This window comes from Rhizobium halophilum (assembly GCF_021648825.1).
Classification (GTDB): Bacteria; Pseudomonadota; Alphaproteobacteria; order Rhizobiales; family Rhizobiaceae; genus Neorhizobium; species Neorhizobium halophilum.
The window spans coordinates 1-22,798 of the sequence record NZ_JAKJHS010000019.1; the positions used below are offsets into that span (position 1 = coordinate 1).

The 22,798-nt window shown below is 58.5% G+C and carries 15 protein-coding genes and 1 pseudogene; 7 read left to right on the forward strand and 9 right to left on the reverse strand.

Annotated elements, in window-relative coordinates; genetic code table 11:
* Nucleotides 1-577: 577 nt before the first annotated feature.
* Nucleotides 578-3,922: a DEAD/DEAH box helicase gene (locus LXM96_RS20165; RefSeq protein ID WP_240000360.1), complete on the forward strand. Its 3,345-nt coding sequence runs from the start codon at nucleotides 578-580 to the stop codon at nucleotides 3,920-3,922.
* Nucleotides 3,923-4,686: 764 nt separating this feature from the next.
* On the opposite strand, the gene LXM96_RS20170 is transcribed toward LXM96_RS20165, so the two are convergent.
* From LXM96_RS20170 to LXM96_RS20185, 4 genes are all read right to left on the reverse strand, one after another.
* On the reverse strand, nucleotides 4,687-4,875 hold the full coding sequence (locus tag LXM96_RS20170; protein WP_240000361.1) for a hypothetical protein: 189 nt from the start codon (nucleotides 4,873-4,875) through the stop codon (nucleotides 4,687-4,689).
* Between the two features lie 321 nt (nucleotides 4,876-5,196).
* Complete coding sequence (locus LXM96_RS20175) at nucleotides 5,197-5,499, reverse strand: hypothetical protein (RefSeq protein WP_240000362.1); 303 nt, start codon at nucleotides 5,497-5,499, stop codon at nucleotides 5,197-5,199.
* 440 nt (nucleotides 5,500-5,939) lie between these two features.
* The gene (locus LXM96_RS20180) at nucleotides 5,940-6,335 is read right to left on the reverse strand and encodes a DUF6220 domain-containing protein (RefSeq protein WP_240000363.1); all 396 of its coding nucleotides are present in this window, start codon (nucleotides 6,333-6,335) and stop codon (nucleotides 5,940-5,942) included.
* 2 nt (nucleotides 6,336-6,337) lie between these two features.
* Nucleotides 6,338-6,907 (reverse strand): NAD(P)H-dependent oxidoreductase, encoded by a 570-nt coding sequence (locus LXM96_RS20185; protein ID WP_240000364.1) that lies wholly within the window; start codon nucleotides 6,905-6,907, stop codon nucleotides 6,338-6,340.
* 89 nt (nucleotides 6,908-6,996) lie between these two features.
* Here LXM96_RS20185 and LXM96_RS20190 point away from each other — a divergent pair, with 89 nt between their 5' ends.
* The 3 genes from LXM96_RS20190 (at nucleotide 6,997) to LXM96_RS20200 (ending at nucleotide 11,755) form a co-directional block, all read left to right on the forward strand.
* A complete protein-coding gene (locus LXM96_RS20190; protein WP_240000365.1) occupies nucleotides 6,997-7,884 on the forward strand; it encodes a LysR family transcriptional regulator in 888 nt (295 codons plus the stop codon).
* Between the two features lie 269 nt (nucleotides 7,885-8,153).
* Nucleotides 8,154-9,320, forward strand: coding sequence for an acyl-CoA dehydrogenase family protein (locus LXM96_RS20195; protein WP_240000366.1), 1,167 nt, complete (start codon nucleotides 8,154-8,156; stop codon nucleotides 9,318-9,320).
* Between the two features lie 5 nt (nucleotides 9,321-9,325).
* On the forward strand, nucleotides 9,326-11,755 hold the full coding sequence (locus tag LXM96_RS20200) for a hybrid sensor histidine kinase/response regulator (RefSeq protein WP_240000367.1): 2,430 nt from the start codon (nucleotides 9,326-9,328) through the stop codon (nucleotides 11,753-11,755).
* 726 nt (nucleotides 11,756-12,481) lie between these two features.
* Here LXM96_RS20200 and LXM96_RS20205 read toward each other — a convergent pair.
* Complete coding sequence (locus LXM96_RS20205) at nucleotides 12,482-12,781, reverse strand: I78 family peptidase inhibitor (RefSeq protein WP_240000368.1); 300 nt, start codon at nucleotides 12,779-12,781, stop codon at nucleotides 12,482-12,484.
* A gap of 358 nt (nucleotides 12,782-13,139) precedes the next feature.
* Here LXM96_RS20205 and LXM96_RS20210 point away from each other — a divergent pair, with 358 nt between their 5' ends.
* Complete coding sequence (locus tag LXM96_RS20210) at nucleotides 13,140-15,278, forward strand: bifunctional diguanylate cyclase/phosphodiesterase (RefSeq protein WP_240000369.1); 2,139 nt, start codon at nucleotides 13,140-13,142, stop codon at nucleotides 15,276-15,278.
* 581 nt (nucleotides 15,279-15,859) lie between these two features.
* Here the strand turns inward: LXM96_RS20210 and LXM96_RS21685 are convergent.
* The gene (locus LXM96_RS21685) at nucleotides 15,860-16,051 is read right to left on the reverse strand and encodes a DUF2783 domain-containing protein (RefSeq protein ID WP_317208285.1); all 192 of its coding nucleotides are present in this window, start codon (nucleotides 16,049-16,051) and stop codon (nucleotides 15,860-15,862) included.
* Nucleotides 16,052-16,354: 303 nt separating this feature from the next.
* Complete coding sequence (locus tag LXM96_RS20215; RefSeq protein ID WP_240000370.1) at nucleotides 16,355-17,608, reverse strand: cytochrome P450; 1,254 nt, start codon at nucleotides 17,606-17,608, stop codon at nucleotides 16,355-16,357.
* Nucleotides 17,609-17,846: 238 nt separating this feature from the next.
* Here LXM96_RS20215 and LXM96_RS20220 point away from each other — a divergent pair, with 238 nt between their 5' ends.
* Nucleotides 17,847-19,394: a GMC family oxidoreductase gene (locus tag LXM96_RS20220; protein WP_240000376.1), complete on the forward strand. Its 1,548-nt coding sequence runs from the start codon at nucleotides 17,847-17,849 to the stop codon at nucleotides 19,392-19,394.
* Between the two features lie 353 nt (nucleotides 19,395-19,747).
* Here the strand turns inward: LXM96_RS20220 and LXM96_RS20225 are convergent, their stop codons facing one another.
* Nucleotides 19,748-21,001: a GAF domain-containing protein gene (locus tag LXM96_RS20225; protein WP_240000371.1), complete on the reverse strand. Its 1,254-nt coding sequence runs from the start codon at nucleotides 20,999-21,001 to the stop codon at nucleotides 19,748-19,750.
* Nucleotides 21,002-21,175: 174 nt separating this feature from the next.
* Here LXM96_RS20225 and LXM96_RS20230 point away from each other — a divergent pair, with 174 nt between their 5' ends.
* Nucleotides 21,176-21,964 (forward strand): response regulator, encoded by a 789-nt coding sequence (locus LXM96_RS20230; protein ID WP_317208286.1) that lies wholly within the window; start codon nucleotides 21,176-21,178, stop codon nucleotides 21,962-21,964.
* A gap of 111 nt (nucleotides 21,965-22,075) precedes the next feature.
* Here the strand turns inward: LXM96_RS20230 and LXM96_RS20235 are convergent.
* Nucleotides 22,076-22,662: pseudogene (locus LXM96_RS20235) on the reverse strand (GMC oxidoreductase); the annotation flags it as partial.
* Nucleotides 22,663-22,798 lie beyond the last annotated feature (136 nt).

The following is a 22,798-nucleotide window of genomic DNA, read 5'->3' on the forward strand; positions in this document are numbered from 1 at the left end:
TCGGTCATCTCGCGCAGACGGCGCTGCGTCCTGTCGGACCCAATCCGGTCCTTCCGTTGGATCGCATCCTTGCCGAGTCCGGCCGTGCGGGCGATTTCCTCGCTTGTGGTGCGCAGGACGTCAGCAATCTTCCGCGGCGAAAAAAGCCCTTCGTCGGCGTATTGCGCAATTCCCATGGCTTTACCTCCGAACTCTGGTGCCAATGATTATGACGCAATATAGCGTCAGAATTCGCGGCATTCAAGGGAAAGGGAAATTAGGAGGGAACGACGAAGATGAGGGTCACTCTCAGGCTAGAGCCGCTGCCGTAGCATAGCCTTCAGCTTGCTGAAAATGCAGAACCACGGGGGCTCCGTCTACCGTTTCCACCCCCATATACACTCTGAAATTTCCAGCAGGGTTGACGGCTTCAGTATCTTGGTTGGTGATGCGTTGGCGACGACGCGTCCGTCTTTCATCGCCACAATCCGATCTGCATGGGCAGCCGCCTCCCGTTTGGCGAATCGGGCTTAAGATAGGAGCGACCACGTGCAAGGGGGAATTCGACGACTTGCAGCGGCGAGAGCGGAACAAGCCGATGACGACGGGGTTCTTGCAGGCCGGCACATCGCCGACGCAAGACTGGCAGGTTCATGTGAGCGTCATTAAGTTCGAAGATAAGCATTCCTCCACGCCTCTTGCTGCAGCCGAACGGACAGAAGCCGCCAATCTACCAGCGGGTCTGGTCGCAACCAGACTCGTCGCCTCCCTGCGAGAGTCGGGATCGCGGTGTTATGTGGCGCTGAGCGAAGGCGCAGCTGGCGAGATCGCTGGAGCGGTCAGCGCCCTTTTTCCCGATGTCCAGCTTCTTGTCTTGCCGCCTTGGGACTGCCTTCCCTTCGATCGTGTACCACCCTCGCGCCATTGCATGGGCAGGCGAATGGATGCGCTGCGGATCTGGAACGCACGAAGTCTCGCGCCGAAGATGCTTGTGACGTCGCTAGAGGCGGTGATTCAACGGACTGCGCCGGCAAGCGTCATCAAAGACAGCAAGCTTGTTCTGGTGGTGGGTAAACCGTTTGACCGCCGCGCCTTCTCAAAATTCATCCGGCGGACGGGTTATGTTGAAGAGGGTGTTGCTGACGATCCGGGCGAAGTGGTGGTTCGCGAGGGTGTCATCGACATCTATCCCGCAGGTGCCCCTGGTCCGATGCGGATCGTCCTGTCAAAGGACGATTACCTTCTGGAACTGAGGGGATTTAATCGCGTGTCCCAACGCACCGAAAGCTTGTTGGACGCGGTGACATTGGGCCCGGCCTCTGAAGCCATTGCGACCGACGGGTGTGCGGAAGGGTTGGACCCAATAGTGGGCACTATGGAAGGCTTGATGTGCCGCTTGTATCAAGACATGCCGACGGTATTCGATGTGCTGGGCGATGTCGCCGTGGATATTGCCCCCGGTGCCGCAGAACGGGTCAAGCGTTACTTCGACATTATTGAAGACGCAAGGCAGTCCCGGATGAGTTTCGGCGAGAGGGACAGCGCCTCCTCTCGCTCGCTCTACATCAGCCGTGAAGATTGGGAACGGCTTGCCGGAAGGCTGCCCGCCGGGACGCTCGATTTGGAACAAGGTGGTGACCTGCCGACGGAGGCTTTCGACACCGAGCCGCGCAAGGCTATGGTCAAGTTCGTGCAAGACGGCTTGAAGCACGGCCGGAAAATCCTCATTGCGGGAACAGGCGAGAGTCTCAAGGCGCTTCGTCGGCGTCTGGCTAAGGCAGCCGGGACGGCAGCTCGCTCTGTCGACACCTGGCAAGAGGCCTTGGAGGCCGAGGCCGGAAGCCTGCTGGACCTACAATGTGAACTGGAGCACGGATTCCTAGATACCAAGTACAATATTGCCGTTGTCGCGGCCGACCACAGAAGCGGAATCAACAACTCGCACGTCCTGCTTGCCGAGCCGGAGCTCCAACTTGGCGATGTCGTGGTTCACGAGGAGCACGGTGTCGGGGTTCTGAGAAATCTGGAAAATGTTGATATCGAGGGTGTGCATCACGACGCCGCCCGCCTGGAATATCGTGATGGGGCATCCATCCTCGTGCCAATGGAGGAGTTCGGAAAACTGTGGCGCTATGGCTCTCAGCCCGAAGCCGTCACCCTCGATCGGCTTCATACAGAGGCTTGGCAGAAGAAGCACGAAATGATCGCAAGGGACATTCGGTCCACCGCTCGCCATCTCGCGACGATCGCAAAGCAGAGGCAGGCAACAGAGGCGGAGAGATTCGTGCCGCCGCGGGCAGCTTTCGCCGCCTTCACCAGGCGTTTTCCCTACGCCGAAACGCGCGATCAGGCTGAGGCCATCACGAGCGTGCTTTCCGATCTCGCGTCCGGTCGCCCGATGAACCGCCTTATCTGCGGAGATGTCGGCTTTGGCAAAACGGAGATCGCCTTGCGGGCAACCGCAGCGGTGGCACTTGCTGGAGGGCAAGTAGTCGTTATTGCCCCGACCACCGTACTGGCGCGCCAGCACTTCGCGACTTTCCAGCACCGCTTCGCGGGGACCGGCATCTCAATCGGGATGCTGTCGCGCCTGGTCAAGCAGAGCGAGGCAAAGCAGGTGAAGGCGGCGCTGGCCAACGGAACGCTTGGCGTTGTCGTCGCAACCCAGGCCGTCCTCGCCAAGGATGCCCGATTTGACCGTCTTGCGCTGTTGATCGTGGATGAGGAGCACCGTTTCGGCCTGAGAGAGAAACGGATGATGAATGAACTTGCACCTGCGCTGCACACGCTTGCCATGTCGGCGACACCCATCCCCCGGACCCTGCAATCGGCTATGGTCGGCATTCAGGAGGTCAGCCTCCTGACGACACCACCGAGCAAACGCCGGCCCGTGCGCACCGCACTTGCAGCCTTCGACAGCGCCTCCCTACGCACCGGCCTGATGCGCGAACATCGCCGCGGCGGGCAGAGCTTCTTCGTGGTTCCCCGCATCAAGGACATGGAAGAGGTCGAGGCGATACTTCGCAAGATCGTACCGGAGCTTTCGGTCAAGCTTGCGCACGGCAACATGCCGGCGGCGGCCATCGATGAAGCAATTGTTGGTTTCGCGGAAGGCGACGGAGATGTTCTGCTAGCTACCAACATCATCGAGAACGGCCTCGACGTGCCGCGGGCAAATACCATGTTTGTCTGGCGTGCAGAGCTTTTCGGGATGGCGCAGCTCCATCAATTGCGCGGACGGGTGGGACGCGCAGGAGCCCAGGGCATGGCTACTTTCCTGACCGAAGAGGGGGTTGAATTGCCGGAGGACGCGCGGTTGCGGCTTTCGGCCCTTGTTGAGAACGACCGGCTCGGCTCCGGCTTGGCGATCAGCTTGCGCGATCTTGATCTGCGCGGTGGAGGCGACCTCGTGGGTGAGGACCAGGCCGGGCACATCAAGGCGATCGGCATCGGCCTGTACCAGAAACTGCTTGCGAGCGCCGTCGCAAGATCGCGCAAAAATGCCCGGACCACTCCGCAGCGAGCGATCCTGAACCTCGGCGTGGCAGGTAGGATACCGGCGGATTATGTCTCCGACCCGGCCGTCAGGCTCAATCTCTACGCTAAACTGCTGCGCGCATCGACACCCCGCGAGATGGACGATCTGGAGGAGGAATTCGAGGACCGGTTTGGCGAGCTGCCGCAGGACGTACTGCTTCTTTTGCGGACCAACCGTCTGCAGCTTGTTGCTGCACGCCTGGGCTTCACCAAGCTCGAGGCGGGGCCAAAAGCACTTGCGATAACGCTGACCCAAAAACCGCCGGCAAAGGTCGTCGCAGCATTGACGAGAATGGAAGGAGCGGCTCGACGAGAAAACCGACTGGTATTTGAGGCAGCACGCCTGGCGGGGGAGGAGCCGCTTCGTTTCTTTGAACGGATCGTCTCGTCGGTGCAGCAGACATGACGACACAGGTGACGCCGCCGCCAACGGCAATGCCTGCTCTGAGGCCTTCGCGGGGGCAGGCTCTATGCGTGATCGCAGGCGCGAAGCAAAAAAACCATCTCCGCTGTCGGCCCGAGCGGTCAGCCACATGGTCACGGTCTGCGATAGAGGTCGGAATCCGGCGTTGCCCGACCGTCATGAGCGCCGGGCTGCTTAGATCGTTTCGGCCGCGCTTTCGTAAAACGACCTGCAGTGGTCGAATAGGCAAATCCACCAGTGGCGGCGGCCAGAATGGACTGGGCGAGAGCGAGCGCATCGATTCCGCCAATCAGGGGGAGCAATGGACGATGGCTTACGATCAAGACGAACTGCATCAGGCCCGTGTCCCAACGTAGTAAAAGAAGCTTCGCAGCCCAATGCCTCCGCAAGCATGACGATTAGAACAACCGGGATCAGCAGAACGGTGCTTGCACGCCTGGGTGGATCGCTCATGACCGCCGCAAGCACCCGGCACACCCCAGCGAGGAGCTCCACGTGTCCCCACCTGACCCGAGGCAACTTCTCGACTTTTTCTTTGCCTGCGACCTCTCCACTATTTCCTGCTACAGACCCCTCTTCGACATCCATCATCTTCAACCGCGATGTAGCTTCGTGCTGCCTCTCTTGAGGCTGTACACCGCTGTTCTGGCGGCGCGTCTCTCCTTGACGCTTGGAACGCGCGGCGACCAGATGAGACCTGTTGACTTGCGAATGCCGCGCGTTCCAGCCGCTTAAGTTCTGCTGACCTAGCGGCCGCGCCTCCGTTGCTTCTCTGGCACGGCCACCGGCTGCGCTAGCCGTAACGCGCGCAGCCTTTTAGTCTTCTTCTCGCGATCAGCCGCTTCCTCGTCGATGATTGCTAGCGCGGCTGCGTGGGTAGCCGCTCTCTTCTCCATCAGTGACCGCTTTTTTGGGGCAAGTTCAGCGTCAGACATGCGAGCTCCTTCTTATGAAGGAAGAGATAGGGCCGGCGGACGTCATGGAAAGAGCTCCAGAAGGAGCGGCTATAGTCGCCACCCTTGAACCTCTACGGCGCCTACTTGCGCTTGCGTTCCCGACTGAAGCGTCGTTGTCCGCAAGAACTCCAACTGTTGCCACACCGGTGCGTGCCTATGTCGGATGACATTAGGTACCGCTTTATGTGCTGGACTGGACGCTGCAATCGGCTCGGCTGTCTGTGACAGCGCGGCTGTAGGATCGCTACTGGAATCGCAGTCGGCGCGGCCGTGGGTGCCGTGGCGCGAAGACGTTGATCTTCAGGCTTCTCCATCCTGGCTGGCACCCGAAAGTGCATGGAACGCACGATTGCACTGCTGGCTCTCGCCCTCCAGCAATGTCAGCGGATCGACCAGACCCACGCCGACGCCAATGGCATTGGCGGCCGCCCAAGCCCAATCGGCCTGTGCTCGCTGCAGAAGCCTCGGCGCCTCTTCCGAGATGCACGCACGACCGGCCTGAACAATCTCAGCTGACGACACGCCTTGAAGCCGTTCCGAAACCTCTGCCTGAAGGGGCCCGACAACCAGAATGGCAAACAGATAGCTTATGAACTCAGACATGACGTCTCCCTGCGGTTTCGGGAAATATGGGTATGACCTCTAAACTGCGCTAGAGCGACTTGCAGGCGAGAAAAAAGGCCGAGCCGAAACGGCACCGACCTTCCTCATCATCGCATTCTCACCATTGCCAGTACATCCGTGGTCAAAGGTCTGAGCGACTGCGGCAATTGCGAGCGCTGAAGAGGGTTCAGCGCTCTGAACAATGCCGTCGTTGTTGATATAGGCGCACCGGCCGTCGCAACAAGTAGGTCGTCATCTGAATGATCGTCTTGCCTTCCCCGAAAGATCACTTGAATCGAAGACCCGCCGACTTCTCCATCCTCTTTCCGGACTAGAGAGAAGATGGCAATCCCGTAGTTCTTGTGACCGGTCTTAAGGACGCAATGTCCCCTTCCTTGGGCGCTACTACCACGCGCCGTGTGGCGTCAGCCAATGGCGGACTAGCTGTGACGGCGTCGCTCTACCTTGAACAGAAGGATAAAGCTTGCTGCGAGCAAGATTGCACCATTGAGCGGGTGTAGCGACAGAGGCAGCGGGGATCCGCCTACGGCAAGCAATACCTGTACCACAAACAGAAGGACGAGAAGCCCGGCCCACCAGACAAAGCCTCGGAGGCGGTAGACAATGAGGGAGCCTCCAAACAACATGATGATGGGCACCGACAGCGCCCCACCCAGCGCGGCATGCATCTCCCAGAGCGAACTTTTCTGGAAAAGCGCGATTCCAGCACTAAGGAACTGCCCAAACAGCCCCAGTGGGAGAAGTCGGGCGCAAAAGGTGAACCAACCGGGCGTGCCGAGGTGAAGGTCCACGAGAGTGTCGTGCGTCTTGGTCATGTTCAGGCCGCCTTTTCTGCCGAAGTGACACCTATCCAATCGCGCAGAGCATCGGTGTAGTCAGTAGCTGCGACCTTCAACTCGGCGGGCGTCAACTTGTCTGCCTTGTAAAGCACAAAAGGCTTTGCCCACAGGAGCCCGCAGCGATGCGCCGTGGCACGCAAGGGGGCGAAGAGCTCGTTCATGGGAAACATGTTGCGCCCGCCGGGTTGATAGGAATCGGGAGTGTTGCCTGCCGTGGCGGCAATCATGAGCTGCGTTCCTTCCAGGCGTCGACCTTCCTTCTCGTAGGCGAGATAGAACATTCGGGTGAGAACGGCATCCTGCCATGCCTTCAAGAGCGGCGGCGTTGAGTACCACTGAACGGGAAATTGCAGCACGATATGGTCCGCGGCCAAAAGCCTCGCTGCCTCAGCTTCGCCGTCGCGGAACATGTCGATGCCGCCGGGATAGGCAGCATACATGTCAACCAGCTCAGTGTTGGACATATCGGCAACCGCGCTGGCCAACGCAGCATTGGCCTTCGAGTGGGAAAAGATCGGGTGAAAGAGGAGGACTAGGGCCTTAGACATCATTGTCTCCTTGCGTTGAGATGAGACGATGTTGGCGCACCTTTGAAAATTCTTCCAATCGATAGACTGTCTAGCGTATTATCGATGGCATGAATTTACGTTCTATCGATCTTAACCTCCTGGTGATCCTGGACGCGCTGCTGGATGAAGCCCATGTCAGCCGCGCCGCCAGCCGCCTTGGGCTTTCTCAACCTGCAGCTTCGGCGGCTCTCCAGCGTTGTCGTCACCTGTTCCAGGATGATCTTCTTGAACGTGGGCGCGGAACGATGCGCCTTACCCCCAAAGCAGTGTCTTTGCGTGCTTCTTTGAAATCTCTCTTGGCCAACGTGACGGATCTGGTTGATCCGCCGAATGTTTCCTTGGCCGACATCCGCCAGACTGTTCGCATCAGCATGGCAGACTATCCCGCTTTGCTCGTGATGGGCCCCTTGCTGGAGAAATTGCACGATACGGCACCTGGAATTGATCTCGTGATTCAACCTTGGCACGGAGCCGATGCGGCAAAATCCGCTCTTGTCGACGGCGCCACCGATATTGCAATCTCTGTCTTCCCGGATACCGACGAGGACATTCAGCGAGAGGAGCTGCTGACCGAACATTACGTCGTGGCAACGCGTGAGGGCCATCCAGTTACAGACAACTTCGACCTCGAAAGCTGGCTCAGCTTCCCGCATATCCTGGTATCTGGGCGGGGAGACCAACGTAGCCCCGTTGATGCTCAACTGGCCAAACGGGGCCATTCTCGACGAATAGGTCTGGTAGTGCCTACGTTTCAGATGGTGCCGGCTTTGCTGCGGATGTCTGACATGGTTGCTATGCTGCCATCACGCGTCGTGCAAGCAAGCGGGAGATTGCACACCTTCGCAACGCCCATCCCTGTCAACGGTTTCACTCTGCACCTCGCTTGGCACCGACGCCGAACCAATGATGCAGGGCTACAGCACGTCGCAGAGTTGCTGATAGGTTTGTTGCGATAGCAGATGTTCTTCCTGGCGCGTCTAATCCAGCTCCCGCTAACCCAAAATTGGGGCGCCTCAACCCTCTCCAACGCGAAGCCGAACGCGAACAAGTTTCCGGGGCCAGTCCGTGAGCAGCCTCTGCTACGATAAGCTTTTTCTCCCGTTGCATCGGACGGGATCATTCCTCTCTGCGCCCGCATGATCCACGATTTCCCCCCGAGAGCGCTAGGCGTACCTCGGGCATCACGCTATATCCACCCCAGACACCACTTCGCAGCAGGTAAAACATGAGTGCTTCGGGCCTCGAGCCGGATCTTCTTGCACTGCAGTCATTGGCAGCAGACGTCGCGGCCATGAATCTGCTTCCTATCTGCGCAAAGGTCGATCAAGAGGGCGTCTGGCCTGCCGAAGGCATGGCGGCAATAGCGAGGTGCGGCCTGATGGGCCTGCACATTCCAAAGCGCCTCGGAGGACTGGAGCAAGGGCTGCTTGCTCTTGCGGTCGTCACCGAGGAACTCGGTGCGGCGTGCAGCTCGACCGCCATGTGCTTCGGCATGCACAGCGTGGCGGCAAAGGTATTGGCGGCCAAGGCGACACGCGATCAGGAGGAACGTTTCCTCGTCCCCATTGCCGAGGGACGACACGTCACCTCCCTCGCCCTAAGCGAGCCGATGACGGGTTCACACTTCTTTCTCCCTCAGAGCCAGTTCCATCTGCAGGGCGACCAGTACTCGATCGACGGCCACAAGAGCTTCGTCACCAGCGGCGGACACGCGGACAGCTATGTTGTTTCCGCCGTGGCACGAGGTAGCCAGCTCGATCCAGGCGCTTTTAGTTGCATTGTCATCGAGGGCGACACCGAAGGGCTTGAATGGCAGGGGGCGTGGCATGGGGTAGGAATGCGAGGCAATAGCTCCAAAGCAGTCCTCCTGCGCAATGCGACAGTACCGGCCAAGAACCTGCTCGGTGCTGAAGGCGATCAAATCTGGTATGTCTTCGAAGTCGTCGCCCCGTATTTTCTTATTGCAATGTCGGGCGTCTACCTGGGGATTGCGAGAACCGCTTTGAACCTCGCCATAGAACATCTCAAGTCCCGCGTGCACAGCCACACCGGAGAGACCCTAAGCGAGGTCCCTGTGCTATGGCACGAGGTGGCTGAGGCCTGGACGGAGCTCGAAGCTTCCCGGCAACTCATCCGCAGCGCGGCTCGCGCAGCCGATGCCGGAGCACCGGATGCTGCACTGAGCCTGTTTGCCGCCAAGTCGCGGGTTGCACATACGGTCACGTCGGTCACTGAAACGGCGATGATGCTTGTGGGCGGAAGGGGTTATGCTGAGAACAGCCAGATCTCGCGCCTCCACCGGGATGCGCGTGCCGCCCATGTCATGTCACCCACCACGCACCTCCTGCAGACCTGGCTCGGAAGATCCCTTCTCGGCCTCCCTCTGCTTTGATGTCCATGAGCGCTCGTATCCTCTTCATCGGCACCCGCGAGAAAAAAACCCTCGTCGGTCGCGCTGCTGAACTGGTATCGGCCCTGCTGATTGGTGACGCAGCCACTGGCAAGGACGCCGACGTCGTGGTCTTCGGCGATGAAGTTGAGGACGTGCTGAGCCAGGCTCGGGACCTCCTGCAGCATGCGGCGGCATCGCCGCAGATCGTTTTCATGCTCCCCGCCTCCAAGTTGAAGCGTATCCGCGCAAGCCTTCCCTTCGTCCCTCGTCTTGCCTCCGCCTGGACCGTTGACGCCGCGTCCACTCCTCAAGGCCTCGCTGAAGTCCTTCAGGCGGCTCTGGAAGAGGGTTCGCGCAGGAATTCCATCGCGCAGTTGAAGGATCGGATCAACCTGCAGATCGGCAATGTCCGGCAGAGCGAGGCGAAGCAAGCGGGGGAGCTGCGGGCCCGGCAGCTTCTGGTCTCCGAGAGCTACCTCGCGACGCTTTTGGCCCAGGCTCCGGACGCCTTTTTGGCCTTGGATCCAGGTGGCCGCGTCACCGCATTCAATGCTGCCGCAGCAGACCTGTTCGGGTTGATGCCGAACGATGGTGTCGGTCATCCGGTGGCAGACGTTCTACCGGCGGGGATAGTGGACGATCTGGAGCGTGGCCTTCAATCGGCTCGAACGGGCGGACGCGGCTCGGGGCAAGAGACGGTCCTTGATCTTGGCGGTCGCCTTCGAACATTTGAAGTGAGCTTCGCGCCGATCAGGGGAGCCGTCGACGAATTCCTTGGCGCTTCCATCTCTCTTCACGAGGTGACCGATCGTATTGCGGCCGAACGTGGGCTCCGGGAGAGCGAGCTCAGGTTTAGGACGGTGACCGAGAGCCTGCCTCAGCTTGTCTGGACCTGCGATCCCGAAGGAAACTGCGACTACTTCAGCAGGCAGTGGCTGGAGTATACCGGCATCGACGAGGCAATGCAGCTCGGCTTGGGATGGCTGGACCTGGTCGTTCATCCGGATGATCGGGAGCGAACGCGCGAGCACTGGTTCGGCGCCGTTGAGGGACGTCATCCCTACGATATCGACTACAGGATCAGGGAAAGCTCCGGGACATATCGCTGGTTCAAGACCCGCGGCACCCCGATTCATTCTGCCGACGGCACGATCAACCACTGGTTCGGCACCTGCACGGACATCCAGGAGATCGTCGAAGCCCGCGAGATCCTCCTACATGACGCGGAGGTCCTTGAGCAGAGGGTAGCCGCCGAGATCGCCGCACGCAACGAGGCTGAAGAGGCGCTGCGGCAGGCCCAGAAGATGGAGGCACTCGGTCAGTTGACGGGCGGCGTCGCCCACGACTTCAACAACCTCCTGCAGGTCATCTCGGGAAATCTCCATCTGCTCGGCAAGGACGTCGCCGGCAACGAGCGCGCGGAACGGCGGTTAGCCAATGCTCTCGCGGGCGTGAGCCGCGGCTCGAAGCTGGCAAACCAGCTCCTCGCGTTCGGGCGCCGGCAACCGCTGGATCCCCGCGTCGTGAACCTGGGCCGCCTGATTTCCGACATGGGAGACATGCTGCAGCGAACATTGGGCGAAGCCGTGGAAGTGGAGATTATCCGCGGTGGGGGCCTCTGGAACACCCTGGTTGACCCCGCCCAGATCGAGAACGCCATCCTTAACCTTGCGATCAACGCGCGCGACGCCATGGACGGGCAGGGCAAGCTGACGATCGAAGTAGCCAATGCCCTTCTCGACGACGCCTATGCCAGAAGCCATGCAGAGGTCAGGGCCGGCCAGTACGTGATGATCTGTGTCACGGACACGGGATCCGGAATGACGCAGGAGGTTCTGGAAAAGGTATTCCAGCCTTTCTACTCCACCAAGCCCGTCGGTAAAGGTACGGGGCTCGGGCTCTCCATGGTCTACGGCTTCGTCAAGCAGTCGGGCGGACACGTCAAGATCGACAGCGAGGTTGGTCATGGAACCTCCGTGCACCTGTACCTTCCACGTTCGGCACAGGCGGAAGATGCTCCCGCAAACTCGAAGGTGGGACCCGTGGCGGGCGGAACAGAGACCATCCTTGTGGCAGAGGACGACGAAGAAGTTCGGGCTACCGTGATCGATCTCCTGCACGAACTCGGCTACCGTGTGCTTACCGCCAAGGACGCCGAGAGCGCGCTTAGCATCATCGAGAGCGGGATTCCGATCGACCTTCTGTTCACCGACGTGGTGATGCCTGGCCCGCTGCGGAGTTCAGAGCTTGCAAGGAAGGCCAGACAGCTTATTCCTGGCATTTCCGTGCTGTTCACCTCCGGCTATGCCGAGAACGCGATCGTACACGAAGGCAAGTTGGATGCCGGTGTCAAGCTTCTATCGAAGCCTTATTCTCGCGAAGAATTGGCACGGAAGATCCGTCAGGTGCTAGATCAAGGCGGTCAGAAGACGTAGTGCGGCCGCCAGCCGGTGGGACCTATTCCATACGGCGGATGTTCGTTAGCCCGTCAAACGTTGTTCCAAGCGAGCCGGAGATCCATCACTCCCGCCCGCGCCAGCGGCACCACGGCCATAAGATGATTTTGTTGTCTTCTTAGGCATGACGTCCGCAGCAGGGCATTGCGCTTCGGCAAACTCACGCCCATGTCGAGGCTGGTTGACGTCTGGATGGTCTTCCCGGTCCTGGCGTCAGCTGTTCCCCTCTGAAGGCTTTGACCTTCAAACCTCAAGGGCCGCGGCTTCCGCTTGCCCTTTTTCTTTGTTGATCAGCGGTCGAACACGAGGACGCCTAGCAACCGGGGGCGGCATGAGATCCTGTCTCCCGTGTTCCCTCTCCAGGAGGCCACGGAGTTCGCGGAAGTCGCGCCAAATGGAGGCGAGGAACGGGGCGCTGGCGATCGGGAGATCGATGATCTGTTCCAGCTTTCTTGTCAAAGCTAAGCTTGTCCGCTTCAGATGCGTTGATGCATGAGGGTCCTCGCAGATCGCGGTCGTGATAGCATGTATCTGCCTCACTGACCTCACGTGGTGTGCATTCCTCAGATAAGCGCAAAGACTTCGTCCCATAGATCGCTCCGTGCCAGCTTTGGAGGTAACGCAAAGCCCCCCAAAATTCATGGGTCGACTGGCTCCCATGGTTAAACGACGGTTAGTCCCGCGGAGGGGACAAACACTGGAAAATCAGCCGCAGGTCGCTCGCGTTACCAGTCCGGATGCGGGATCTGTCTCGATCGTCACCCGATCCTCTCTGAAGTCCTGGGTCACCATGTCCCCGGGCTTGATCTGACGAACCGTCTTGGCGCCGGTCAGCCGCTTTGCTGCTTCGTCTGTTGGCTTGGTCTTGCCGACAAGCCCTTGAGTGGCTTGAGCGTCGCACGGCCCTTGCGGTTGGGAAGTCGGCGCTCCATCCGCGCTGCAGCCGATTGAGGCCCAAGCCAAGCCGACGGCAACCGAGAGGACAAAACAGGACGGGGTTCTCATTTTGGCTCTCCTTGTTCTGAAGCTCTTACAAGGAGTTCAGGATTGGCTTTTTCGTGTCGCTACCATCATACCGAAGGAATTTGCCTCTCATGACAATCCACTGACGATGGCGCAGTTCGGCGATTTCCTATCCTACAATGGAGCCGGAACAGATGATGTGCTCCAGGGGGTGCCGTCGCGAGTTACGCACCAGAAGGCTGGCAACATGGGGGTCGAGCCTGTCTTCAGCGACTGTTAATCTACACGCTTAGCTCTGCAGAAGGGTTTTCAAGCTAGTGTCGGTAGATGCAGCGCATATGCGGACATGACGTCATCCTGCCGTCCACGGACATCACTTCTCTTACATCTGGATGTTCGAATGCGCGTCGGAGCGACACCCTCTTCCGGTTCACGACCAATAGCCTATGTTACGGCACTTGCTACCCTACTGCTTGCTCTTTCCGTTGCAGGCCTTCTAGGTTTTTCAATTCTTGTCATGCGCGATTCCGCCAATGACATGGACGATGCAAGGGCTGTCCGCGCAGCGGAGGCGGCAGCGCGATCTTTTTCGCAGAAGCTGGCGGCGACCGTGAGGGATAACGCGGTTTGGGATGATGCCTATACCGCGGTGAATTCAGCCGACGCTGTGGGCTGGACCTATGACAACTGGGGAAAGACGACCGAGGACTACCCTCTTTATGATGGCGCCATTGTCCTTGCCAAGGACGGTAAGATTGTCTCCGCCTACAACAAGGGGGAAGAGTTCGATCCTCATCAGCTGTTCGGCACAAGCTTTGCGGTCCAGGTAGCAAAGGCCAATTCCCCAGAGCAGGATCCTATCTTGGCCTTCGTGAAGGCAGGTGACGACATTGCCTTGCTCGGATCGGCAGCGGTACAGCCATACTCGTCCTCCAGCGATGATGAGACCTACAGTGTTCTCAGCTTCTTTAAGATTGTTTCGGACGATGTCGTCGAACAGATTGCCTCGGAATATCAGCTCGCGGGTCTGCGTTTGGTCCGCCATCCCCTTCCCTCTCAGCAGCTGTTGAGCGTTCCGCTGCGGGGTCTTGACGGCACAGCGGCCGCCTATCTTGCGTGGCCAAGTCATAAGCCTGGCTCCGCCGTCTACGCCCAGATCCAGCCCTATGTGCTCACCGCAGCCACTTTGCTGTTCGCCTTCTTGGTCTTGATCCTCATCGGCAGTCGAAAAGAAGCCGCCGCGCTCCGGAAAATGGCTGATAATGCACGCCATCAGGCCACACATGATGGGCTCACCGGGCTTCTAAACAGGAGAGGCCTTCTAGAGAAGCTTGCCGCACCAGCGCGTGCCGGCGAGCGGCCGGGTGAAAACCTGACCCTGCATCTTATCGATCTTGATGGCTTCAAGGCCGTCAACGACGCGTGGGGACACGCCGTCGGAGACGAGCTTCTGAAAATGGTCTCGTCGCGACTGCAGGCGCTTCACCCTGAGGCAGCTTTCGCGGCACGTTTCGGTGGAGACGAGTTTGCCCTGTTGCAGATCGGACCAACTGCACCGGAGTGCTTTGGTGCAGCGATCGTTTCATCCCTTGCGAAGGCATTGGCGATCGGCGGCCGGACGATCGAGATCGGGGGGAGCGTCGGCCACGCCACCAAGCCCCCAGCACTTGACCCGCTGGAACTGGTGAGACGAGCAGACATGGCTCTCTATAAAGCAAAGGAGACCGGTCGCGGCCGAGCCTATGCTTATGTGCCGGAACTAGACGCGGAGCGGGAACAGATAGCGAGCCTGGAAGGGCAACTGCGGCAAGCCATTGCGCAAGATGCAATCAGACCGGTCTTCCAGCCGCTCATTTCCACAACAACCAACAAGATTTGTGGCGTTGAGGCCCTGGCACGGTGGCAGACAGATGCAGGTTCCGTCGCTCCGGATGTCTTCATTCCGCTTGCGGAGCGGTCAGGCCTGATTGATGAATTAGGGATGAAGATCCTGGCAGCGTCTATCCGTGCGGCCGGGCGTTGGGGAAGCCTGGCTCTTTCGGTCAACATCTCTCCTATCCAGATATGCAACCCGAATTTCGTCGAGGATGTTGTCTCCCTACTGGAAAAGGAAAGCTTTGATCCCCGCCGGCTCACTCTCGAAATTACCGAGGGGGTCCTTATCTCAAATCCGGATCAGGCACGCCGGGCAATCAATTCGCTGAAGGCCTCAGGCATTCAATTCGCACTTGATGATTTCGGCTGCGGTTTTGCAAGCATCGGAGCCTTGAGACAGTTCGGGTTTGACAGGATGAAGCTGGATCGCTCACTCGTGTGGGGCGTCGACGAGCCGGGGCGAGGTTCTGGTATTCTCAACGCGACCATCGCGCTTGCCGCTGCTCTCAACATTCCTGTCACCGCTGAAGGTATCGAAACTGATCAACAAGCAAAGGCTCTTGGTGCTGCAGGCTGCGATCAACTGCAAGGGTATCTGGTGGGCAAACCGATGCAGACTCATGAACTTGAAACTCTTCTTTCTCAGGATCAGGTGGCTGCCTGAGTTGACGCTACCGGTAGAATAAGCCCCTCGCCCACGCCTACGTCACCAGCATCTACCATTTGATGGTTCCGGCAGCAGTTTGTAGGACGCAGGGTGACTCGTCGCGCATCCCCAAGCCCTTTGAGAGCAAATGCAAAGCGACAGCACGATCGAGCCAACGACGCCGACCGGCTTGCGACGGGCTTCAACCCGCCCGCGTTGTCGTCCTGCAGCACTTCCACCGGCAGCGCGACCGAACCTGTAACGCGCCCAGGCGCGGCTCCGCCCTGCTCCCACGTAGTGTCGAGCCCGCTCGCGGCCTTCCCCTGATCAAGCGTGAGCAAGAGGCCCCAGCTCCTTGAAGTTTGCATCCGGCACGCCAGCAAGGGGCTGGCAGGCCAGCCCCTTTGCTCGTTGGGGGTCTCACAAGCGGGCCGAGCGGCGTGCCGCGAAAACAACTGGTTCGGATCCGCTGCGAAGACACTTGGCGTCTCACCCGCCACGTCTCCAGTTGCAACGTGCAGGATTCCAAGAAAGCGGCTGACGAGGGGTGGTAGTGGAGAATGGCCTATAAGCGCATGGTCTCCTCCCAAAGATGCTTTTCAGCCTTTGCGGGCCTTATCTATGGCTGCTAAGAGCACATCGCGTTTGCCAATGCGGTTCATCGGGATCAGCGTCAGCCGCGCCCACAGCCTCAGGCTCTCCTCATCGCTAAGGCCGTCATGCAGGCGAGCCGCAACAGGCGCTGATCTACGCGATGTAGCGCTGCATAGCTGCCCTTGTTTACCATGCACTGACGCCTTCTTTCGCTAGAGGGGCTGGCAGCCTGAGTACCCTGGCCGACTGATATGCGCCTCCGCTCAAGGCGCCTGGACGTTCTGCACTGGTTATTTCCACTAGCGTTGGGAGCCTCAGATCCCATGGCAGCAGACCTACTGTGAGTGACTCCTTCCGTGACGAAGTTGACGAAGCGCTTTGGCATGAAGCATGCCGCAGCCCAGGGCTAAGCGAGAACTCCTGAACGCCGCACCGACAAGACGACGGTGGCGGATGTGGCACTGCTTGCAACCGGGGTGGCACCCGCGTGGGACTCGCCTTTACCAGGAGACGCACATGGATGTCGGGTCGCGGGTAAAAATGAAACCTTTCAGGACGGGGATTTCTTCCAGGCGCAAGCTCGGGAGGCGCCGAGTGAGAACGGCTAGAGTTTCCTCCAGTTCCGCCTGGGCCAGAGCTTCCGCAACGCACCGATGGGCTCCACTACCAAACCCCAGGTTCCTGCCAACAGAGACATCACGATGAATGTTGAACACGTCTGGGGCAGGGAAAACAGTCTCATCTCGCATCGCCGACATTATGGAAAGCACAACAAGTGAGCCAGGAGACAAAAGTGAGCGGCCGATTTCAATAGGCTCGGCGACAATCCGCACAAGACCGGCAATTCCCGGCTCATAACGCATTGTTTCTTTCACTGCGGCTGGGATTAATTTGGGGGACTGACAAACAGCTCGCCATTGGTCTTTCTTCAGCAGAAGGTTAGCAGTCATCGCCACGATGGTTGCGCGCACAGATTCGGTGCCGCCGATCAGAAGCTGAACAAGCTGCGAGATGATCTGCACCTCTGAGAGAGCGCCATCGTCGGTCGCTGATGCAAATGCAGAAACAAGGTCAGTTGCGGGATTCTCACGTCGTGCCTGAACGAGGTCTTTCAGGTATTCGTATATATTCTCAGCCGCTGTCGTCGACGCCGCAGTGTCACGATCAGTAGAATCGGGACGGAAAAACTTGCTAAGTTGCAGGACATCATGCGAAAAGACAGCCTCATCCCCTCTCGGTATGCCAAGCACGCGCGCCAGTGTATACACGGGCAAAAGAGCAGCAAAGCTGCTTACGAACTCTGACTGGCGTTCCTTTGAGAGATCGTCGATGAGTGTTTCGGCGCACTCTCTGGTGTGGGAACGAACCTCATTGACGAGACGACTGGCCATTGCGCGCGACATGGGTAGTCGTCGGCGTTCATGGCTCTCTCCGTTGGCTGTTAGCATGCCATGTTCAAAAAAATCATAAAGTGCTCCCTCCGCTAAGCCCCGCTGTTGCGCAATGCCAGTTTCAGTGGCGCGTAAGCGAGGATCGCTGCTGAGACGTTCGACGTCGGCGTAGCGAAGCACGAAAGTCGGGCCGCCTTCATGAACAGCGATAGGAGCACGCCCGCGCCAGCGACGGAAAGCTTGATGTGCATCGGCTTCAAGCTCTGCTGTTTTGATGAGCGGCAAGTATTCTGCAGGGGCAGAGATTTCTTCATACGGTGCGTGCTGCACTGGAATTCCTTTCGAGGCGACAATGCGGTGCATGTATCAAACATATCGAAATTATCAAATCAATCAATTTTTGGCGCACTGCCGATAGCGGCCTCCCCTGCCTCCCCTTTGCTTCAAATGAAATACACCCCCCGGTCAGTCGACATTCAAGCGAAACACGGTTCTGTAAAAAGTGCCTCCTGGACCTGCCATTCGGGTTTTGTCAGACGAGGCTCCAAGGATGACCATGACTAAAGAGATTGAACGTGCGGCGTCAGTGCTTGCAAACCAAATGCGTCTACGCGAGGCTCTCCGGTCCTCCTTTGACTTTATTGTCTGCGGAGCTGGCTCCAGCGGATCGGTTGTAGCGGGTCGTCTTGCCAAGGAGACGGATGCGCAAGTTCTGCTGATTGAGGCAGGGGGCGAGGATACGTCCCCAACAATCCGTCAGCCCGGCCAATGGCCGCTAAACCTCGGCTCCTCTCATGACTGGGCGTTTGAAGGTCAGCCATCGCCTCATCTAAACGGACGTCGGCTACCGCTAAGCATGGGAAAGGTCTTGGGCGGCGGCTCGAGCATCAACGTGATGGTCTGGGCGAGAGGCCATAGGGCAGATTGGGATCACTTCGCTGCGGAATCAGGCGATCCCAATTGGGGTTATGAATCTGTTCTCGGTTACTATCGGCGCATTGAAGATTGGCAGGGAAAGGTTGATGCACAGCGGCGCGGTGCCGGCGGACCTGTCTATGTCGCCCAACCATCGTCTCCGCAGCCATTGGCAGAAGTTACGGTAGAAGCCGCTCGTCTGATGGGTATCCCCAAATTTGACAGCCCAAATGGGGAAATGATGGAAGGAGCTGGTGGCGCTGCGATCGCAGATCTAACTATTCGCGGTGGTGAGCGACAGTCAATCTTCAGATCGTACACGTACCCGCAAATGCACAAACCGAACCTCACGGTGTTGACCGGTGCTCTGGTTACACGCGTGCTTTTCGAAGGGACGACAGCTGTTGGCGTTGAAGTTGTCTTGGACGGGCAACTGCTACGGATAGGGGCTGCGCGTGAGGTGGTCCTCTCGCTTGGTGCAGTCCATACGCCAAAGGTTCTTATGCAGTCTGGCGTTGGACCAGAAGCTGAACTGCAACGCCATGGCATTGCCGTTGTGCAAGACCTGCCAGGGGTCGGACAGAACCACCAGGATCATATCGCGTTTGGCTGCACCTGGGAGTACCTACAGCCCCAGCAAGTCGGAGGAGGTGGTTGCGAGGCGACCCTCTACTGGAAGAGTGACTCCCGCTTGGAGGCGCCTGATCTTCTGCAGTGCCAGCTTGAATTTGCGGTACCCTCGCCACCAGAGGTGGGGCTCTCAACCCCCGAACATGGTTGGTCGATGTTTGCCGGTCTGGCGCAACCAAAAAGCCGTGGCCGGCTGACGTTGACAGGAGCTCAGCACACCGACCCAGTCCTGATTGAGCCAAACTCTTTAAGTGAACCCGAGGATATGGCGGTCGCTATGCGCACAGTCGAACTGTGCCGCGAGCTCGGCAACAGTCAGCTCTTTGGCTCCCTCGTGAAGCAGGAGACGGCCCCCCTCCCGCGTGATCGGGCTGGGATGGAAAGCTTCATTCGCAACTCTGCTGTAACGTTCTGGCATCAGTCGGGCACCGCTAAGATGGGAAGGGACCCAATGTCTGTGGTCGATGCACGCCTGCGGGTTTACGGGATCGACAACCTGCGCATTGCCGACGCCTCGATCATGCCCAAGATCACCGTCGGAAACACAATGGCACCATGCGTGGTCATCGGCGAACGGGCAACCGATCTCATCCAAAGCCGATAATTAACTCGATAACGCGACGAGCGACGAGCGACGAGCGGAAGGTGCCTGCCCAGGATCTGCAGGAGCGATGGGAAAATGGCTAGTTATCTGCTTGTAACAAAGCTGCTGGCGCGTACGCGGCCAAATTGTGGTATTCCAAGCGGCCTGTTCCTCGCTCGCAGGTTGGCGCGCATGTTCCAGCGGCGGGTCAAAAGCCGATCCACTAGTCTTCGAGATCTTTGGCCCGACCAGCCGGCCCACTTGCCAACGGGAGCGCTTCGTTCGGCGAGCATGCATACACTCTTTGGCTATTCTCCAGGCATATTCGCTGGTGTTCGAGTGCCGAAGATGCTCTGACGGATTCGGAATACCAGTCAGTTCGTTAGCCAACCAGCGTCCTGTCCATTTTGCGCCACCGGTGGGCGCAGCCCTCGTAAGGCCCGGGTTTGGGCTCGAAAACGAATGATCTGAGAGGCGGCCTCGGCTAAAGTTGCAAGGGCGTCGCGATCTTCTTCCCCAAAGCGGCGGGGAACACGGTCGATGATGCACACAGAACCCAGAGCAAAGCCATTCTCATCGCGAACTGGGGCTCCTGCGTAGAAGCGAAAATTGAAGGGAGCGTCGATGGTCAGGTGCTGTGACACCCGCGGATCGAGTGTCAGGTCTTCAACAACAGTCAGTTCATTTGCGGCAAGGGTATAATTGCAAAGCGACCATTCTCTTGGAGTCGACTCGCCATCGTACCCGATGCCGGCCTTGAACCATTGCTGCGTCGCAGTAAGGAGTGTGAATAGTGCGAGCGGCGCGTCAAAGAGGCGCGCGGCAAGCAAGATCAATCTGTCGAAGGCCGTTTCCCGGGGAGTAAACAAAAGTCCGGAAGTGTTGACGGCTTGCAGGCGCTCGGCCTCGTTAGGCCCCACCGGATAAGGAACATTCTCAAGCGTGGGGACGGCATTTTGCTGTGCGATTTGAGCTTGAATAGTATCGATGCAGGCTTGCACTGACAAACTTCTCGTGAGTCTGAGGTGCGCCGGCCCTGGGAGCAACGGGATGGGTTGATCGGTATGAACAGCCACAAGAGCAGGTCCCAGAGAGTTGATCACATGTATGCGATCGAGCAGGCCTAGCCGGCCAGTCGACCCATCATCATCTATGACAATGAGACTTGGAAGAATTTCGCCAATCCGAATGGCGGCAAGCAAGGAATCTTCTACGATATCAACCACGAAGCCACAGCCACTCAAAGCCTGCCACGCCCGCGCGTTTTCGGGACCTGCCAGCACTACCGCCCTTGTTCCGGTCGGCGGCGGCGGTGGATGACAGCCTTGGATCAACGGCATGACGGCAGAGCGTGGAATCCGCCGATGGCCGCCCGGCGTCTTCCACGAGGGCAAGGCCCCGCTCTCGACCCATAGCTGCGCTGTTCTCACCGAAATTCCGAGCAACTTGGCGGCCTGGGCGGTGGTCAAAATCTCTTTCACGTGGTGGTACTCCTTCTCTTCCGACCATAGGCACTCCTGAGACAAGAGAGCAACGGTTTTCAAATTCCATACCGAAAAATTGATAGATATGATAGTTGTGATAAATATGATGCCAGTGTAGGGTGCGCTAATATCAATGGAGTTCAAACATGCCACACCAGGATGACCAGCCGAGTGCGCTGGACGACGATTGGATTTGCGAGCCTATCGTCCAAGGCTCTCGGGATGTTCCCCCGTTGGCCTGCGCACAGGCCACTGAAACTGAGGTCCGAATCGGCGGGGATTTTCTCATCTCAGGAACAAGCAGGTCGTGAAGGTCGCATGAAACATGTTCTTGTAATCGATGATGATGCGGCGATTCGAAGCCTGCTGACTGGGTACCTTGCCCAACATAATTTCAAAGTCACCGGCGTCAGCGGGAGCCATAGGCTCGCCCCTATTCTTGCCACGGATAATGTCGATGCCATGATCGTCGACCTGAACCTCGGCCAGGAGGACGGTCTTGACATTATCCGCAGAATCTCCAGCTCATCGGATCTGCCTATCATCATTATAAGCGGCGACCGTCAGGAAGAGGCGGATAAGGTTATCGGACTCGAGTTAGGTGCTGTTGACTACATCACTAAGCCTTTCGGAACTCGGGAGTTGTTAGCCCGGCTTCGGGGCGCACTAAGGGATCGGCCACCAACAAGAGCGAAGACTGAGCGAAGAATCTTTGGCTTTGGTGATTGGACGCTTGATGTGAAGTCGCGCAAGCTGGTCTATGGCAGACTTAAGGAAGTCAAGCTGACAGCTGCCGAATTCAATCTTCTGGTAGCACTGTTGAATGCCCCTCGAAACGTCCTTTCACGCGAACAGCTCTTATCCGCAAGCAGAGTTTATGATGAGGAAGTGTTCGATCGCAGCATAGACGTGCTCGTTCTAAGGCTCCGTCGCAAGCTTGAAGAAGACCCGTCGAGGCCGAAGCTGATCAGGACGGAGCGAGGCGCTGGATATTTCCTGGATGCCAATGTGACGATCGAGGATAAGCGAGCGCTCGCTTTGCCAGCGAGAAAGGCTCAGCAGGAGGTTCCCGATCACGAGAAGACGGATGGAACGCGCAGGAACTGATCAATCGGCGACGGCGAGAAAGCAGACGTCATCACATCTGGAATTTGGAAAGTCCAGGCCAGTAGCCAATTCCCCTCCCATGTCTCATCGGCGATTTCACGAACGGTGGGCTCAGGTTACGCTATCGGCTCTAATGATGTCTGCTGCCCGTTCGCCGATGACCACGCACCGCGCCATTTGTGTTTCCGATGGTGATCTTGGACATGATCGACGCGTCGGCAATGCGTTGGTTGTCGATCCCCGTAAACCCGCAGGCGTGCATCGACCACGGACATTGGATCCCTTCCCATCTTAGCGGTGCCCGACTGATGCCAGAACGTCACGGCCGAGTTGCGAATGAAGCTTTCCATCCCGGCCCGATCACGCTAGAGGGGGGCGGCTTCCCGCCTCACAATCGGGCCAAAGAGCTGGCTGTTGCCGAGCTTGCAGCACAGTTCGACTGTGCGCAAAGCGAGCGCCATATCCTCGGGTTCACTCAAAGTGTTTGGCTCGATCAGGACTGGGTCGGTGTGCTGAGCTCCTGTCAACGTCAGCCGGCCACGGCTTTTTGGTTGCGCCAGACCGGCAAACATCGACCAACCATGTTCGGGGGTTGAGAGCCCCACCTCTGGTGGCGAGGGTACCGCAAATTCAAGCTGGCACTGCAGAAGATCAGGCGCCTCCAAGCGGGAGTCACTCTTCCAGTAGAGGGTCGCCTCGCCGGGTCCGAAGCACCGTCGCCGCATGCTCCCACTAACACGGCGTCAGATGTCTCGGCTCTGTGGCCAGTGCCCCCTCCCTATCCCTTGTTGCGACAATAACGTCGCGCCTTAGGCCAAATCCAAGAAAATGCTT

What these genes read in the sequence shown, in the direction of transcription:
- LXM96_RS20165 (WP_240000360.1), top strand. Translation starts at nt 578, where the DNA reads ATGACGACGGGGTTCTTGCAGGCCGGCACATCGCCGACGCAAGACTGG.
- LXM96_RS20170 (WP_240000361.1), bottom strand. Translation starts at nt 4,875, where the DNA reads ATGTCTGACGCTGAACTTGCCCCAAAAAAGCGGTCACTGATGGAGAAG.
- LXM96_RS20175 (WP_240000362.1), bottom strand. Translation starts at nt 5,499, where the DNA reads ATGTCTGAGTTCATAAGCTATCTGTTTGCCATTCTGGTTGTCGGGCCC.
- LXM96_RS20180 (WP_240000363.1), bottom strand. Translation starts at nt 6,335, where the DNA reads ATGACCAAGACGCACGACACTCTCGTGGACCTTCACCTCGGCACGCCC.
- LXM96_RS20185 (WP_240000364.1), bottom strand. Translation starts at nt 6,907, where the DNA reads ATGTCTAAGGCCCTAGTCCTCCTCTTTCACCCGATCTTTTCCCACTCG.
- LXM96_RS20190 (WP_240000365.1), top strand. Translation starts at nt 6,997, where the DNA reads ATGAATTTACGTTCTATCGATCTTAACCTCCTGGTGATCCTGGACGCG.
- LXM96_RS20195 (WP_240000366.1), top strand. Translation starts at nt 8,154, where the DNA reads ATGAGTGCTTCGGGCCTCGAGCCGGATCTTCTTGCACTGCAGTCATTG.
- LXM96_RS20200 (WP_240000367.1), top strand. Translation starts at nt 9,326, where the DNA reads ATGAGCGCTCGTATCCTCTTCATCGGCACCCGCGAGAAAAAAACCCTC.
- LXM96_RS20205 (WP_240000368.1), bottom strand. Translation starts at nt 12,781, where the DNA reads ATGAGAACCCCGTCCTGTTTTGTCCTCTCGGTTGCCGTCGGCTTGGCT.
- LXM96_RS20210 (WP_240000369.1), top strand. Translation starts at nt 13,140, where the DNA reads ATGCGCGTCGGAGCGACACCCTCTTCCGGTTCACGACCAATAGCCTAT.
- LXM96_RS20215 (WP_240000370.1), bottom strand. Translation starts at nt 17,608, where the DNA reads ATGCACCGCATTGTCGCCTCGAAAGGAATTCCAGTGCAGCACGCACCG.
- LXM96_RS20220 (WP_240000376.1), top strand. Translation starts at nt 17,847, where the DNA reads ATGCGTCTACGCGAGGCTCTCCGGTCCTCCTTTGACTTTATTGTCTGC.
- LXM96_RS20230 (WP_317208286.1), top strand. Translation starts at nt 21,176, where the DNA reads ATGAAACATGTTCTTGTAATCGATGATGATGCGGCGATTCGAAGCCTG.